This is a genomic window from Plantactinospora sp. GCM10030261, from assembly GCF_042666615.1.
Taxonomy (GTDB): domain Bacteria; phylum Actinomycetota; class Actinomycetes; order Mycobacteriales; family Micromonosporaceae; genus KBS50.
Genome location: NZ_JBHTDD010000027.1, coordinates 1 through 15,973, shown reverse-complemented (window position 1 = coordinate 15,973; position 15,973 = coordinate 1). Strand labels below are relative to the sequence as shown.

Below are 15,973 nucleotides of genomic sequence, written 5' to 3'. Positions count from 1 at the left end.
CTCCCTTACCCGCACGGCTCGGCGTCGCCCCCTCGACGACGCCGGGTCCGGTCGGTTCAACCGGGCATCGCCCGAGCCAGCGCCTGTTCCAGCACCACCAGCAGGCCATCCCGGACGGACAACCGGTCCCGCGCGTCGAACCGGATGATCGGCACGTTCTCCGGGACGGCGAGCGCCCAGCGGATCTCCTCCAGCGAATGCTCCAGCCGTCCGTGAAACGCGTTCACCGCGACGACGAACGGCACTCCGGCGCGTTCGAAGTAGTCAACGGCCGGATAGCACTCGTCCAGTCGGGAACTGTCCACCACGACCAGCGCGCCGAGTGCGCCGCGGGACAGGTCGTCCCACATGAAGCCGAAGCGGGCCTGCCCCGGGGTGCCGAACAGGTAGAGCTTCAGGCTGTGGTCGATCGTGACGCAACCGAAGTCCATCGCCACCGTGGTGGTCGTCTTGCCGGTCCCGGCACCGGGCTCGTCCACACCGATCCCGGCCTGCGTCATCTCCGCCTCGGTGGTCAGCGGCACGATCTCCGAGATGGCGCCGACCGTGGTGGTCTTGCCCACCCCGAAACCGCCGGCGATGAGGATCTTGACGGGCACCGGTGGCGGGTCCGTCTCGCGGCGGTGGCTGGGTCGGTACGCGGGCGCCACGTCGGCGACCCGCCATTCAGGAGAGCCCACGAAGTCCATTGATCACTCGCAGAATGAGGTCCGGATTTGCGGATGGGTCTTCGGCGTCGGTGTGCACCTCGACGTGGCCGGCGGCGCGCAGGTCGCCGACGAGGATCCGGGCGACACCCAGGTGCAACCGCAACTGGGCCGAGATCTCGGCCACCGACAACGGCTCCCGACAGAGCAGGACGATCTCCCGCTGCTCGGGTGCGAGCAGCGCGAGGGTCTGCCCCGCCGCACCACCGGCCCGGGCGGTCACCTGGGTCTCCAGGCCGATGTCGGGATCCTCGCCCGACACCCGGCCGGCGGTGAGCACGAACGGCCGTGGACCGGTCGGGTGTCCGTCGGCCGGTGCTGGTTCCTCGTCGTCGGGTGACTCCGAGGGCAGCTGTCCGGCCGCGATGAACGGCCGGACCCGCGGCATCGCCGCCCGGCCCGGCTCGTCGTCAGCGGCCCGTCGGATCACGACTGGACGGAGTTCTTCAACTCGACGATCAGGCGCGGGGTGAGCGCGGCACCCGCCCGGTTGGCGAACAGCGTCATCTCGTACGCGACCGTGCCGAGATTGGCCGTCCGATCGGCGACCACACCGAGCACCGAGCCGCTGCTTATCGAACTCACCAACAGGTATCCGTCGGTCATGTCCACCACCACCCTGTTCAGGTTGCCCAGCGAATACCAGTTGGCGGCGCCGCCGGCAAGGCTGGTCAACCCCGAGACGACGGCGGCGAGCCGCTCGGCGTTGGACCGGTCCCGGATCGCCGACATCGCCATGAGGAGGCCGTCCGAGGAGACCGCGATCGCCTCCAGCACCCCGGCGGTCGAGGACGTGAACGAGTCCAGTAACCAGTTGAAGGTACGCGCCTCGGGACTCAGCTCCACCGAACCGGACGGGTCCGGACGGTCGACGTGGTTCTGAGTGAAGGGACTGGTCATCGTGGTGATCCCTCTTCGTCGTGTGCTGATCTGATCTCGGTCAGGGCTCGGCTGACGCCGTCCTCGAACTGGCTTATCAGGTGCCGTACCTCGTCCGGGTCGGCCGGTGGGGTCGAACCGGTGGTACGGGCGACCCGTGGCACCGCGTCGGTGTCGAGCGAGCTGCCGGGCACCCGCCGGGTGAGGCGCCCCGGCGCGCCGTTCGCCGGGGTGGGACCGGCCGGGGCGGTGCCGTTCACCGGCGCCGCGGCACGGTCGGCGGGCCGGCCGTCCGGCGCCTGCGGACCAGCCTCGGACGGCGCCAGGCCCGCACCCGGGGCGGCCGGGTCGTCCGGGGTCGACTGGCGCCGGACAACTTCCTGCGCGCGACGCACCCCGGCCTCGAACTCCTCCAGCAGCGCGCGGGCCGCGATCGGGTCGGGCGCTTCCTCGCGATCCGCGGAGCCGGTCTGCGCGGGCTTCTGGGGCCCGTCGGTGGGCCTCGCCCCCGCGCGGTCACCAGTGTTCGGTAGATGGGAGCCCGGCACCCGCTGGCGCAACGCCGGCCGGCCGGCTGGCACGCTGGCCGTACCCCGCGCGGAGGCCGCCCCCGCCGCCGCACCGGCGGGCACCGTAGCCGCCGCACCGGCGGGCACCGTAGCCGGCTCGGGGTGGGTCGCCGGCTCGGGACTGCCCCCGGCGATCGGCACGCCGGCGTCCGCCGCGACAGCGGCGAACGCGTTCCACGGTTGGCCCTCCAACGAGCGGATTGCCCGGTCGAGCAGTTCGGAGCTGACCCCGAAGCGGTCGGTGACCGCGCCCATGCCCGGGCGGGTTGGCTGCCGCCCCGGCGCCGTGCCGGCTCCCGCGTCGGCCGTGCCCGCCGTAACCACCCCCGCGGTGGCCTTGCCGGCATCGCCCGCCGGGGGCCCAGCGGCCGCCGTGGCCCCGGCTGCCGTGCCGGCCCCAGCCGGCAGCGCGGCACCGACCGGTGCCTCGATCGAGGCGGCCGGCGGTACGGCGGTGGAGGCCGCCCGGATGGCCCCGAGGTCGCCGCTCAGGGGTCGGTCGAAGGTGAGGGTGGGTGGCTCGGGCCGGGCACTGGCCAGCAACCGGGCGGCCAGTTCCAGCACCACGGTGACGCCACCACCGGGGGTGGGGGAGAGGGCGACCCGCCATCCGTGCCGCCGGGCCAACCGGCCGACCACGAAGAGGCCGAGCACCTCCGTCGGTGCCAGGTCGAGCCGTTCCCGGCGGGTCAGTCGGGCGTTCTCCTCGTCGATCCGCTCCTCAGTCATGCCGATGCCGTGATCGGTGAGGGTGAGCCGGGCCCCGCCCGCGACGCGGTCGCCGACCACGGTGACCCGGGTGTGTGGCGGCGAGAACGCGGTGGCGTTCTCCATCAGTTCCGCGAGGGCCAGCACGAGGTCACCGATCACGCCGGGAGCGACCATGATGTCCGGGACCACCCGGACATCGACCCGCGGATAGTCCTCGATCTCACCAAGAGCCAGGCGGACCACGTTGGCCAGTGACGTCGGTGCCACGTGCTCGTCCGCGCCGGTCGCCCCGGAGAGGACGACCAGGCTGCTCGCGCTGCGACGGAGTCGGCTGGTGACGTGGTCGAGGCGGTAGAGGTGCTGGAGCCGGCCGGGATCGGTTTCCCGCTGCTCCAGCCGGTCGATGAGCGCGAGTTGCCGGCCAACCAGGTTCTGCGTCCGCCGGCCCACGTGCCCGAACATCTGCGCCACGTTGCGCCGGCCGAGCACCTGCCGCTCCACCAACCGGGTGGCCGTGCCCTGCACCCGGTCGAAGGCCCGCGCCAGTTCACCCACCTCGTCCTCGCCGCGTACGTCCACCGGATCCAGCCGGAGGGCGTTCACGGATTCCGACTCGTCGTCGGCCACCCGGGTCAGCTCGGCCTCGGCGAGCCGGGCGACCCGGTCGGCGGAGCGGGTGAGCCTGCTCAGCGGGCGTGCCACCGCGCGCGCCACCAGCGCGTTCAGCGCCACGACCAGGGCCAGGATCAGCAGCGCGGCCCCACCCACCAGGTACGCGGCGGTCAGCGCCCGGCGCTGCTCGCCGGTGACCTCGGCGATCACGTCGGCGGCCACCTTCTTCTCCACGAACTGTCCCAGTGTGATCATCGAGGCGACCGACGCGAACAACTTTTCCGGGTCGATGCCGTCCAGCGCCTTGAGCGGGTCGACCGCGCCAGCCGTGACGAAGTCGCGGGTGGTGCGGGCGGCCACCGCGGCCTCTTCGAGCAACGCCAACTGGTACTGCTCGGGCGTGGCCAGCGAGCGGAATCGCTGGTTGTCGACCTGCAAGGCGGCCAGCGTGCCCATATAGGCGTTGCTGACCTCGCTGCTGCGGGTGGCGAGCAGCAGCAGTACCAGGGTCGCGGCGGTGCTCACCCCCTCGTCGGTACGCAACAGCGCGTCCAGGGCCAGGACCTGGCGCCCAGCGGTGGTGCGGGTGTCCACGTCGTACTGCAACCGGAGCGAGTCGATCAACGCCATGTCGATCGGGCCGAACGCGGCGAGCACCTGGTCCGGGGTGGCCTTCCGGTTGAGCACCTGGACGCGCAGGTCGGTGAGCTTCCGGACCTCGTCCAGCGCCGCCTGGACCCGGGTGGACAGCTCGCCGGCGAACTGGGCGCGCACGTCGGCCACCCGATCGTCGACGGTTGCCGACTTCCGCACGAGTTGCCCCCGGTCCACCGCCCCGAGCAGGTAGCTGACCGAGAGCAGCCGCTCCTGCTGGAGATCCTGCACCAGAGTGCCCACCCGGTTGGCGATCCGGACCGACTGCGCAATGTCGCCCGCGCGAGCGGCGGCGGCAACCCGGTCGACCACCACCGGTACGGTCAACGCGACCATGCTGAGCAGCGGAATTACCATGAGCAGGGCTAACTTGCCGCGGATCCGGAGCCTACCGAGCATCGTTGCGACCCCAGTGCGCGGGCTGGTTGTCGCGGACGGTGCCGGCGGACGACCGCGTGTTCGGTCCCACCGGCACCGGCTCCGGCCATTCGGTGGACGGCGCGCCCCGGTCCGGCGTACCGGCAAGCGCCGCGAGTTGCCATCGCTCCCGGCCCGGGGTGCGGTTCGGGCCGGCACCGGCCCGCTCGGGGGCGCCGGCCCCGCCGGGCGGCTCGATCCCGGCCTCCTCGGCGATCACCCGGCGCGCCTCGATCGCGACCGCTCGCCGGTACCGGCGCCGCGCCAGGACCGTGCCGACCACAGCGGCGGCGACCAGCAGAATCGCCATGATGACCGCACCGATGGCGATCCAGCGGCTGGTGTCCAGATCGTCCGCGCGTTCCTCGACGAGGGTGTCCAGCTCGGCGAGGATGATGGTGGCGAGATCCGCGCCGGCCGCCTGGGCGGCGACCCGGGCGCTCGCGACCGCCGAGGCATCGGGAAGTTGGGTGGCGCGGGCACCGGTGGTCGGCGGGGTGACGGCCGCGCTCAGCGAGGCCAGCGCCCGCTGGTACGCGTCCAGCCGGCTGAGTACGTTGCCGCCGAGGTTCGTGCTCTGCGAGCTGTCGATGGCCTCCTGCATGTTGGTGACCAGGTCCTGCACCGCCGCGAAGGTCATAACCTGGGCGGTGCCGAGGTCACCGGCGGCGGCCGACCGCTCGCTGGCCGGCCTGGCCGGTGCGAGCACCGCCATGCTGGTCAGCAGCCCGGTGCCGACCAGGGCGGTGGGCAGGTCCCGCGCGACGACCTGCTGCAACTGGGCCGCGTCGGTGTCCGGGTCGCGGTCCAGTCCCGATGAGCTCTGCACCTTGCCGTAGAGGGCGAGCAGCAGGTCGGTCGCCTCCTGGAACGCCGACAGCGCTTCCGGGGCCCCGCCGGACGGCCGGCTCGGCAGCGTCTCGATGCGCGACCGCAGGCCCGACCAGCGCTCGGTGGTTCGCAGGTCGGCACCGAGTTGGGCGTCGACAGCGTTGACCTCGCGCACCGCCCGGTCGAGCGCCTCGCGGGGCGCCGACTGTCCGCTCACCGCGGCGACCTGGGCGTCCACGAGCGCGACGGTGACCGGCCCGAGGACCCGGAGGTACGCGATGCCGTCCCGTTCCCGGTCGGCGACGAGGCGATCGTCGCCGAGCTTGGACCAGTCCTGTGCGAACAGCACCGCCACCGGGATGAGTAGGGCGATCGCCAGCACCATGGGCAGCAGGCTCGGCGGGGACGGCCGTCGGGGGACCTGGGCCGCGGGAACGTTCATCGGTTGTCTCCTCGGGCGGGGACGGGCCGTTCGGGGGTCATGTGCCGCTTCGCGGGCCGGGATTCACCGAGTCCCATGCACCGGACCGGAAACCTAACTGAATGCGGGCGGGCAACCATCCGCCGAAAGCGTCAGGTTTCCGTCACTTACGGCTGTCGTGACGCTACGCATCGGAAGCTCAACCTGTAGCCACCAAATGTGAATGACCGGGCCCCGAATTGCAGTAGTGTGGACGAATAGTTCGGAATTCTCGCGATCCGAAGTCGTCGTACCGCGTGTCGGCAATGATGCTCGATCGCCCCCATCCGTCTGCCGTTCGGCCGGACCGGACGACCGTACGGTGGATCTCAGCAGATGCTCAGCTTGCGCGCCGTACGGTGTTCGCATGCCAGCAGCCCTGTCGGCGCGGTTCCGTCGTGCCCTCCCCCGGGTGACTCGTCGGCGAGTCATTGTCGCGGGTGTGGTCGTGGTCGTCCTGGCCGGAGGGCTCGTCTGGGCCGCCGGACCGGAGAACCGACGCTTCACCACCACCGACGCCGTCCTCACGGTTCGCTCGGGCCCGTCCGGGACCGAGCCGACCGACCTGGACACCCGGTTCTACCTGCCGGACGCGGCGTCGGCCGAGCGGCCGGCGCCCGCGGTGCTGCTCGCGCACGGCTTCGGTGGGACCAAGGACTCGGTCCGCGACGACGCCGCTGACCTGGCCGACCGGGGCTACGCCGTGCTCACCTGGACCGCGCGCGGCTTCGGACGCAGCGGCGGACAGATCCATCTGAACAGCCCCGATTACGAGGTACGCGACGCGCAGCGGCTGCTCGACTGGCTGGCCGCGCGGCCCGACATCCGCCAGGACGCGGCCGGGGATCCCCGGGTCGGGGTGGTGGGTGGCTCGTACGGCGGCGCGCTGGCCCTGCTGCTCGCCGGCCAGGACCAGCGGGTCGACGGGATCGTCCCGATGATCACGTGGAACGACCTGGCCCGTTCCTTCCTGCCCGAGTCGACCGACCGCCCCGTTACCGACGGCGTCTTCAAGAAGGGTTGGGCGGGCATCTTCTTCGGCGGCGCCGGCATGCCGGTGGGTCCCGGCGGTGCCGGCATGCCGGGCGGCCCCGGCGGTGCGGGTGACCCCAACGGCGCTGGCGATCCCGGCGGTGCGGGTGACCCCAACGGCGCTGGCGATCCCGGCGGTGCGGGTGACCCCAACGGCGCTGGCGATCCCGGCGGTGTCGCCGCGAGTCCCGCCGCGACGGCCGGACCGAACGCCGGCAGCCCGCCATCGGGCGCCCCGACCCCCGGCGACGCACGTCCGGGCGCCCCGACCCCCGGCGCGGGCTCGGGCGCCCGGCCCGCTGGCGCGCTGGCGGTCGATCCGGCCTGCGGGCGGTTCGCCGCGGACGTCTGCCGGGCGTACCTGGAAATAGCCAGCACCGGTCGGGGTAGCGCCGAAGCGGTGGCGTTGCTGCGCCGGTCCAGCCCGGACAGCGTCCTTGGCAGGATCAAAGCGCCGACCCTGCTGGTGCAGGGCCAGGCGGACACCCTGTTCCCGCTCACCGAGGCGGACGCCAACGCGCGCGGCATCGCCGCGACCGGCACGCCGGTGCGGATGGCGTGGTTCACCGGCGGCCACGACGGGGGCGCCGGTCCGCAGACCGACCAGGACCGGGTGCAGTACCTCACGGCCCAGTGGCTCGACCACTACGTCGAGGGCACCGGCCCGGCGCCGAATGACAGCTTCACCTGGTCCCGTATCGCCGGCTTCGACGCCCTCGACCGGGGACTGGTGGCCACCGGCTACTCGACCGGCGACTATCCGGGGCTGGCCGGCACCGCGACCCGTACCGTCGACGTGACCGGTCCGCCGCAGCGGATCGCCAACCCGCCGGCCGGCAACCCGGCGGCGATCTCCTCGTTGCCGCTCACCGGCGGACTCGCCGGTGCCGCTGGCGGACTGTCAAGCATTCTCGGCGGAGTGGCCGGCGACCTGCCGGGTCAGCACGCCCGGTTCCAGTCCGAGCCGCTGGCGGAGTCGATGGACGTGACCGGCGCGCCCACCATCGACATCCGCGCCGCGTCACCCACCGGCGAGGCGGTGCTGTTCGTCAAGCTGTACGACGTCGACCAGCAGGGCGCGGCCACCCTGCCGGCCGGCCTGGTCGCCCCGGTCCGGTTGACCGGCCTGCCGGCGAACCTGTCCGACGCCCAGCCGGTGCGGGTCACCCTGCCGGCAATCGTCCACCGGTTCGAGGCCGGTCACCGGCTGCGGGTCACCGTGGCCACCTCCGACCAGGGCTACGCCACCCCAGCGGAGCCCGTGGTCTACACCGCCGCGCTCGCCGGGAACGCCGTCACCCTCCCCACGGTGACCGGTGAGCCGATCGCCACCCCGGCCGCCGCCTGGCGCTGGGTCCTGGTCGGGCTGCTCGCCACGATCGTCCTCGGGCTCGCCGTGGTCATCGTGGTCACCCGGCTGCGCGGCCGCCGGCGGGGCAGCGCCGTGCATCCGGCGTACGCGGAGGTTCCGCTGGCGGTGCGCGACCTGCGCAAGGAGTACGCCGACGGGTTCGTGGCGGTGTCCCGGGTGGACTTCGAGGTGCATCCCGGCCAGGTGGTCGGGCTGCTCGGGCCGAACGGCGCCGGCAAGACGACCACGTTGCGGGTGCTGATGGGGTTGACCCAGCCGACCCGGGGCGAGATCTACGTGTACGGGCACCGGCTGGTGCCCGGCTCGCCGGTGCTGTCCCGGATCGGCGCGCTGGTGGAGGGCCCCGGTTTCCTGCCGCACCTGTCCGGGCTGGAGAACCTGCGGGCGTACTGGCGGGCCACCGGACGGCCGGCGGCGGACGCGCACTTCGACGCGGCGCTGGAGATCGCGGGGTTGGGATCGTCGATCCACCGCAAGGTCAAGACGTACAGCCACGGCATGAAGCAACGGCTGGCCATCGCGCAGGCCATGCTCGGGCTGCCGGAACTGCTGGTGCTCGACGAACCGACGGACGGGCTCGACCCGCCGCAGATCGCCGAGATGCGCCGGGTGCTCCAGCGCTACGCCACCGACGGTCGCGCTGTGCTGGTGTCGAGTCACCTGCTGGCCGAGGTGGAGCAGACCTGCACCCACGCCGTCGTGGTGAACAAGGGCGAGATCGTCGCGGCCGGGCCGGTCGAGGAGATCGTCGGGGAGTCGCCGAGCACCCAGTTCGACGTCTCCGACCCGGAGGCGGCCCGCGAGGTGCTCGACCGGATGGGCGGGGTACGGGTGCTGCCGGACAGCAACGGCACGCTTGTGGTGGACACCAACGGCACGGCCCGCAGCGAGGTGGTGGCCGAACTGGTCCGTGCCGGGGTTGGCGTGGACCGGGTGGTGCCGAGGCGCCGCCTGGAGGACGCGTTCCTCGCGCTGGTCGGGGAGAACTCTCGGGGAAGCGGGGACCGCTGATGTCGCGTACCACGGAAGGCGCTGTCGGGGACGCGGCGCCGGTCGGGCCCGCGGGCGCCGCCGCCGGCTACCGGCCGCGCGCCACCCTGCCGATCATGGCGGAGGTACGGCGGCAGGCCGCCCGTCGACGCACCCAGCTGGCGCTGGGTTTCATGGTGCTGCTGCCGCTGATCGTGCTGGCCGCGTTCCAGTTCGAGTCGGGCGGCGACGACGACAACGGTGGCGGCGAGTTCGGCAGCCTGCTCGACCTGGCCACCTCGGGCGGGTTGAACTTCGCGCTGTTCTGCCTGCTGGTGTCGTCGACCTTCCTGATCGTGGTCGTGGTGGCGCTGTTCTGCGGTGACACGGTGGCCAGCGAGGCGAGCTGGGGAAGCCTGCGCTACCTGCTGGCCGTGCCGGTGCCCCGGGCCCGGCTGCTCACCGTGAAACTGGTGGTTGCGCTCGCGTATTCGTTGCTGGCGCTGTTGCTGCTCACCGGGACCGCGCTGCTCGCCGGCACCCTGCGGTACGGCTGGGAGCCGTTGCGCAGCACCGTCGCCGCGCAGATCCCGGCCGGTGAAGGGATGCTGCGGCTGCTCGCCATCCTCGGTTACCTGTCGGTGGTGCTGCTGGTGGTGGCCGGGCTGGCGTTCCTGCTCTCGGTCAGCACCGACGCGGCGCTCGGCGCGGTCGGCGGGGCGGTGCTGCTGTGGATCCTGTCCAGCATCCTCGACCAGATCACGGCGTTGGGTGTGATCCGCGACTTCCTGCCGACCCACTACAGCCGGGCGTGGCTGGGGCTGCTCTCCACGCCGATGCAGACCGACGACGTGGTGCGCGGGTGTATCTCGGCGGTGGCGTACGCGACGCTGTTCTGGTCGCTCGCCTACTGGCGCTTCACCCGCAAGGACGTCACGAGCTGACACGGCGCCGCGCTTCCTGGGTCGCTGCCGCGCCGGCGGTGCCGCTCGCGGCGGGGTTGTCGTTGCGATCGCCAATCTTGGACAGTTTCCGTCGTATCTGGACGGAACTTGTCCAAGATCCACGCCACCGCCGCATATCGGGTCGGCCAACGGCGACTTGACCTCAACCGCGGTGCAGGTTTGAGGCTTGCCGCATGACACAGGCACGGGGGCGTGACATGCCGGAGTCGAGCCGCGCCGGTCACCGACGAGGTGCACCGATCGGAACTGCCGCCGCGGCCCCGCCGGGCGGCGGGAGTCAGGCGCCGGTCGGGACCACCGCCGTCGCGGCCCCACCGACGCGACGGCGAGCGGCGCTGATCATCCTGTTGGCCGGCTCCACGTTGACCGTACTGGCCGGCGCGGTGCTGGCGCCGGTGGTCGAGCTGTTCCGGACCGAGTTGCGGCTCGGCGGCGCCGCTGCCGGGCTCATCCTCACCGCCCACGGGTTGTCGCTGGCCGTCGCCGGACCGCTTGTCGGCCGGGCGATCGACCGTTGGGGTGTCCGCGTACCGCTGGCCGCCGGTCTGATCCTGTACGGCCTGGCCGGCGGCGCGGGACTCGTCACCGACTCGTACCCGGCGTTGATCGCGACCCGGCTGTTGTTCGGCGTCGGCGCCGCGGTGGTCTTCGCCGGAACCACGCTCGGGCTGCTCAACCTGTACGAGGGCGCGGCACGGGACCGGGCGATGGGCTGGCGGTCCGCCGCCATCAGCATCGGCGGTGTGCTGTTCCCACTGGCCGGCGGGCTGCTCGGCACGCTCTCCTGGCACGCGCCGTTCGCCGCGTACCTGATCGGCGTACCACTCGGTCTGCTCACCCTCCGCGCGCTGCCGGACCACCGGCCGGGCCCGCCCGGCGGCGCCGGGCGCCCGGGGTCGATGGTCGCGCTGCTCCGCGACCGCCCGGCGCTCGTCGGGATCTACGGCCTCCAGGCCACCTGCACCCTGCTGTTGTACGCGGTGCTGGTGTTCCTGCCGCTGCGGTTGGCCGAGGTGGGCGTCACCGACACGACGGTCGTGGCGATCTTCGCCGGCGTCCAGTCGCTGGTGATGACGCTTGTCGGGTTGGGCTACGCGCGGATACGCGGCCGGTGGGGGCAGCGCCATCTGCTGGTGGTCGCGTTCGCCACCTGGTTGGTGGCCCTGACCGTCCTCGGCCTGACCGGCGCCACCGCACTGATGCTGGCGGCGTCGGCCGTCTTCGGCATCGGTATGGGCCTGGCCGTACCGGCGTTGACCGTGCTGGTCGCCGATCATTCGCCGGTCGACCGGCGGGGCCAGGCCACCGCGTTGCTGGCCAGCGCCATCTTCGCCGGTCAGTTCGTGTCCCCGCTGCTGCTCGGGCCGGTTGCGGCGGCGGGCTCGACCCGCGCGGCGTTCCTCGCCGCCGCCGCGCTGACCGGCGTCATCCTGGCCGTCCTGTCCCTCTCGTCGAGCTTCGGCCGCTCCAGGACGACGACATGCGTCCCCCGATGACCCCGACCGAACGGCCGGACCCCAGCAGGTGAAGCGAGTTGAACGGCAACACCACCGGCGAGCGGTCGGCACGCCGTCGCGCCACCGAGATCGGCTGTACGGAACGGGCGCCGCAAGCGCAGGCTCGGCCGGGTGCGCGGACACCCGGCCGAGCCGCCTCAGATTGCCGGTTTGTTGCGCGTCCTCACGACGTGGGGACGAGGGTGCGCAGCACCGGCGACGTGCCGTCCTGGTGAGTCACGACCGCGTACAGCCGCGTGTCAGCGGCGCCCCAGGCCAGGCCGCGCGGCGCGAGGTCGTTGGTGGCCGTCTCCCGTACTCCGAAATCGTAGGTCCAGTTCGGCTGGTCAGCGGTCACTTCGTAACCGAACAGGTCGGTGCCGTCGGCACTGGGGTTGCCCGAGCCGAGCGCGAGCTGGCCGGCGCTGGCGATGCCTACGGCGGTGGGGTAAGCGCCGCTCGGGTAGGTGCGCATGGTCGACAGGCCGACCACCGACCTGAGGGTGTGGTACTGCGCGCCTTCAGCGGTCACCAGGTCCGCACCGTCCGCGGTGACAGCCAGGTCCTGCACGATGCTCGGCACGTCGATGGCACAGGGCCCCGGCCCCCAGCAGATCGGATCGGGTGCGCCGCTGGTGATGTCGTACGTCTTCAGTTCGGTCATGCTGAGGTCGCGGGCCGCGACGATGAGCCGGGTACCCCAGCCGTCCCGCTCGGAGACCGCGAGCAGCGGAACGCCCTGGACGGTTGGCAGCCACGTGTCGTGAGTGGTGATCGCTCCAGTGGCCAGGTCCAGTGCGTTGACGCTGCCGCCGAAGTTCTGCGAGCAGCCAGCGCTGAACCAGAGCTTGCCGACGGCAAGCGCCACGTCGCCCGGGCAGGCGGCGCCGGTGTCGTACCGCTTGACTTCCCGCCGCTTCTTGAGGTCGTGGACGGCGACGGCATTCGCGCCGTTTAGCGCGGCGTACAGGCGGGTGCCGTCCGCGCTGAGGGCGAGCCCCGACACGCGGGTCTGTCCGTCGATGGTCCGCAGGACGGTGCCGTTCTGGTCGGCCACGACGATTCGGTCACCGCCGGCGAGGTACACCTCCTTGCGCGCCTCGTTCACCTGCATGTCGGCGTACGTGGACAGCGGGAGCGGGGTAGCGGTGTCCCCGGTGATCCCCGCAGCCGAGGCGGGGACCGCCACGGCGAGCGTCCCCGCCATCGTGATCATCGATGCCAGTACTGAGCCGGTCACTATGCGAAACCGCACGTCGCGGTCTCCCTTCGGTCGTCCCCGTGACCCGGAGGCCGGCTGGGGCGCTCCGGGCGGGCGACAAGATCGTCGCGCCACCGGATCAAGCGCTCATCCGGGCATGTTCGTTACATCGCAGAGCAATTGCGGCCCGAGAGCCGGTTCGTCCAGTGGATGGGACGGCGGCGGGCCGGCGTCCGGAACGCGCGTTAGGCTGACGGGACAACTTCATACCTCATCCAGAGGGGCTGAGGGATACGGCCCGATGACGCCCCGGCAACCACCTTCGTGCTCGACGACGACCACACAGGCAGGTGCCAATTCCGTCCCCGTCGCAGGGTGCGATGCGGGGAAAGATGAGAGGACCCGCGACATGACATCGATCGTCGAATCCACCACTCAGCCCGTCACCGAATCCGGCCCGGCCGCGCCCAGTCCGGCTCGCGCGCTTGTCTGTCGCGGCTGTGGCACCGAGTATCCGCTCGCCGCACAGCACGCCTGTTACGAGTGTTTCGGCCCGCTGGAGGTCGGATACGACCAGGCCGCGCTGGCCCGGGTGACCCGCGCCGACATCGAGCGCGGGCCGGACAACCTCTGGCGGTACGCCGCTCTGCTCCCGGCTGGCCAGGACCCGGCCACCCGGATCACCGTGAACCCGGGGCTGACGCCGTTGGTGCCGGCAGCGGCGCTCGCCGCCGAGTTGGGTATCGCGGCACCGCTGTGGATCAAGGACGACAGCGCCAACCCCACCCACTCCTTCAAGGACCGGGTGGTGTCGGTGGCGCTGACCGCCGCGCACGGGCTCGGCTTCGCCCGCTTCGCCTGCGCATCCACCGGCAACCTGGCCAACTCGGTGGCCGCGCACGCGGCCCGGGCCGGGGTGCCGTCGATCGTCTTCATCCCCGCAGATCTGGAGCGCGGCAAGGTGGTGACCACCGCCGTGTACGGGGGCGAGTTGGTGGCCATCGAGGGCTCGTACGACGACGTGAACCGGCTCTGCAGCGAACTGGTGGAGACCGACGAGTTCGCCGACACCGCGTTCGTCAACGTCAATGTCCGGCCCTACTACGCCGAGGGCTCGAAGACCCTCGGGTACGAGGTGGCCGAGCAACTCGGCTGGCGCATTCCCGAGCAGGTGGTCATCCCGATGGCCAGCGGTGAGCTGCTCACCAAGATTGACAAGGCGTTCGCCGAGCTGGTGGAGATCGGTCTTGTCGAGGCCCCGGCGGGTGGCTGGACGGTCTTCGGGGCCCAGTCCGCCGGGTGCAACCCGATCGTCACCGCGCTGCGCGCTGGCACCGACGTGATCGCGCCAGTCCGGCCCACCGGTATCGCCAAGTCGCTGAACATCGGCGACCCGGCCGCCGGGCAGTACGCCCTGGAGGCGGTACGGCGTACCGGAGGCTGGATGGACGAGGCCACCGACGACGAGATCCGGGCCGGCATCCGGCTGCTCGCCCGGACCACCGGCGTGTTCGCCGAGACGGCCGGTGGTGTCACCGTCGCGGTGCTGCGCAAGCTCGTCGAGTCCGGCCGACTGGACCCGGCCCGGGAAACCGTCGTCTACAACACCGGCGAAGGGCTGAAGACCCTCGACGCGGTGGCCACCGAGGTGGGCCCGACGCACCAGGTGCGCCCATCGCTGCGGGCCCTGCGGGAGGTCGGGTTGCTCGGCTGACGCCGGCTCGCGGATATCGGCCGACCGCCGACGAATGAAGCCTTGTCGGCGGCCCGGTCGAGCCGTTCGGTGGAAGTTGCGACTTCGCTCAGTAGCTGGGATTTTGCCCTGCGTAGAGAGAAAACCCCCACCGGGGACTTGACGGCGCGAATTGCGACGCGCAAGATGCTCCGTGCGGGAGGGCGCACCGCCGGAGACTTTCCAAGCTCTACGATCCGACGCCGGAGGCGTTGTGGGTGCGTCCCTCCCGACCAAAACACTTTCGCGGGTGGCCGGGGGGGCGGCGAAATTCGCTCGCGCCACCAGCTCGCGTCGTTCACCGTCAAGGTATGAGCATCGACATCGTTGCCCTCGACCCGCCTGACGAGGCAACCGTCGAGCAGGCATACCAGGTTTTCGCCGCCGGCATCCGCGCCGAGACGCCCGACTTCCCGCCGCTGACCCGGCAGACCTACGCCGCCGCCCTCCGGAATCCGGCGCCGGGGTATCGAATCCTCCGGTTTGTCGCCCGGCTCGGGGGTGTGGCCTCCGGATACCTCGAGGTACAACTTCCGGAACTGGACAACGTGGACAATGCCGCCGTCGAGCTTTACACGCATCCGGAGCATCGGCGTCGGGGAGTGGGCCGGGCGCTCCTCGACCACGCTCGCCGGGTCGTCAACGGCCTGGGTCGTAAGCGGATCACCGGGATGACCGTGGTGGCACTGCCGGGCGGCGCCTTCCGCGACGCCGCCGGCCAGCACTTCGCGTCCGGGTCCGGCGCCGTGTCGGCGCTGGCCGAGGTGCGCCGCCGGCTGGAGGTGCCCACCGTCGACCAGGCCGTGCTGGACCGGAGCCTCATCGAGGCGTACCGGCACGCCGCCGGCTACTCGCTGCTGCGGTGGCAGGATCCCACGCCGGACGAGTATCTCGCCGATGTGGCGTACCTGGAGAGCCGGCTGTTGGCCGACGCCCCCTTGGGTGCTCTCGAATGGGAGCCGGAGAACGTCGACGCCGAGCGGATCCGGCAGACCGAGATCCAGTGCCGGCGCCGGCGCCGACGACTCGCTCAAGCGGGTGTACGCCACGACGCCACCGGCCGGATCGTCGGCTGGACGATGCTGCACCTGCAGGACGACGCCCGGTGGCACGCGTTCCAGCAGACCACGCTCGTCGACCCGGAACACCGCGGGCACCGGCTCGGCCTGATCCTCAAGATCGAGAACCTTCGGAACGCCCTGGCGTGCGAGCCCGAACTGCGGGCGATCGACACCTGGAACGCGGCCGACAACGGGCACATGATCGCGATCAACGAAGCGGTCGGCTTCCGCCCGGTGGACTCCTGGCTCAACTGGCAACTCACCCTGTAGCCACCCCACCCCCCCACCCCAACCCCCACCCACCC

General features: G+C 72.0%; 11 protein-coding genes and 1 riboswitch. Of the genes, 5 read left to right on the top strand and 6 right to left on the bottom strand.

What is annotated here, in order from left to right; all coding sequences use genetic code 11:
• Positions 1–56: 56 nt before the first annotated feature.
• Genes ACFQUZ_RS25655 through ACFQUZ_RS25635 form a run of 5 tightly spaced genes read right to left on the bottom strand, consistent with a single transcriptional unit; the run spans position 57 to position 5,822 of the window.
• The gene (locus ACFQUZ_RS25655) at positions 57–689 is read right to left on the bottom strand and encodes an ATP/GTP-binding protein (RefSeq protein WP_377446567.1); all 633 of its coding nucleotides are present in this window, start codon (positions 687–689) and stop codon (positions 57–59) included.
• Complete coding sequence (locus tag ACFQUZ_RS25650; protein ID WP_377446565.1) at positions 667–1,137, bottom strand: DUF742 domain-containing protein; 471 nt, start codon at positions 1,135–1,137, stop codon at positions 667–669. The genes ACFQUZ_RS25655 and ACFQUZ_RS25650 overlap by 23 nt, the downstream gene beginning before the upstream one ends.
• Positions 1,134–1,607 carry a roadblock/LC7 domain-containing protein gene (locus tag ACFQUZ_RS25645; protein WP_377446564.1) on the bottom strand — a complete coding sequence of 158 codons (474 nt, stop codon included), beginning with the start codon at positions 1,605–1,607 and terminating at the stop codon, positions 1,134–1,136. The genes ACFQUZ_RS25650 and ACFQUZ_RS25645 overlap by 4 nt, the downstream gene beginning before the upstream one ends.
• A complete protein-coding gene (locus tag ACFQUZ_RS25640) occupies positions 1,604–4,531 on the bottom strand; it encodes a nitrate- and nitrite sensing domain-containing protein (protein ID WP_377446563.1) in 2,928 nt (975 codons plus the stop codon). The genes ACFQUZ_RS25645 and ACFQUZ_RS25640 overlap by 4 nt, the downstream gene beginning before the upstream one ends.
• The gene (locus ACFQUZ_RS25635; RefSeq protein WP_377446561.1) at positions 4,521–5,822 is read right to left on the bottom strand and encodes a hypothetical protein; all 1,302 of its coding nucleotides are present in this window, start codon (positions 5,820–5,822) and stop codon (positions 4,521–4,523) included. The genes ACFQUZ_RS25640 and ACFQUZ_RS25635 overlap by 11 nt, the downstream gene beginning before the upstream one ends.
• A gap of 385 nt (positions 5,823–6,207) precedes the next feature.
• Between ACFQUZ_RS25635 and ACFQUZ_RS25630 the strand changes: the two genes are divergently transcribed.
• The 3 genes from ACFQUZ_RS25630 (at position 6,208) to ACFQUZ_RS25620 (ending at position 11,674) form a co-directional block, all read left to right on the top strand.
• Complete coding sequence (locus ACFQUZ_RS25630; RefSeq protein WP_377446560.1) at positions 6,208–9,255, top strand: alpha/beta fold hydrolase; 3,048 nt, start codon at positions 6,208–6,210, stop codon at positions 9,253–9,255.
• Positions 9,255–10,157 (top strand): ABC transporter permease, encoded by a 903-nt coding sequence (locus ACFQUZ_RS25625; RefSeq protein ID WP_377446559.1) that lies wholly within the window; start codon positions 9,255–9,257, stop codon positions 10,155–10,157. The genes ACFQUZ_RS25630 and ACFQUZ_RS25625 overlap by 1 nt, the downstream gene beginning before the upstream one ends.
• A gap of 194 nt (positions 10,158–10,351) precedes the next feature.
• On the top strand, positions 10,352–11,674 hold the full coding sequence (locus tag ACFQUZ_RS25620) for an MFS transporter (protein WP_377446558.1): 1,323 nt from the start codon (positions 10,352–10,354) through the stop codon (positions 11,672–11,674).
• A 184-nt stretch (positions 11,675–11,858) separates the two neighbouring features.
• Here ACFQUZ_RS25620 and ACFQUZ_RS25615 read toward each other — a convergent pair whose 3' ends face one another.
• Positions 11,859–12,929 carry a YncE family protein gene (locus ACFQUZ_RS25615; protein ID WP_377446557.1) on the bottom strand — a complete coding sequence of 357 codons (1,071 nt, stop codon included), beginning with the start codon at positions 12,927–12,929 and terminating at the stop codon, positions 11,859–11,861.
• A gap of 214 nt (positions 12,930–13,143) precedes the next feature.
• Positions 13,144–13,274, top strand: a riboswitch (SAM riboswitch).
• Positions 13,275–13,284: 10 nt separating this feature from the next.
• Between ACFQUZ_RS25615 and thrC the strand changes: the two genes are divergently transcribed.
• Together thrC and ACFQUZ_RS25605 are read left to right on the top strand one after the other, a co-directional pair.
• Positions 13,285–14,589, top strand: a complete 1,305-nt coding sequence (gene thrC / locus ACFQUZ_RS25610; RefSeq protein WP_377446556.1) for a threonine synthase — start codon at positions 13,285–13,287, stop codon at positions 14,587–14,589.
• Between the two features lie 329 nt (positions 14,590–14,918).
• Positions 14,919–15,938, top strand: a complete 1,020-nt coding sequence (locus ACFQUZ_RS25605; RefSeq protein ID WP_377446554.1) for a GNAT family N-acetyltransferase — start codon at positions 14,919–14,921, stop codon at positions 15,936–15,938.
• Positions 15,939–15,973: the final 35 nt, after the last annotated feature.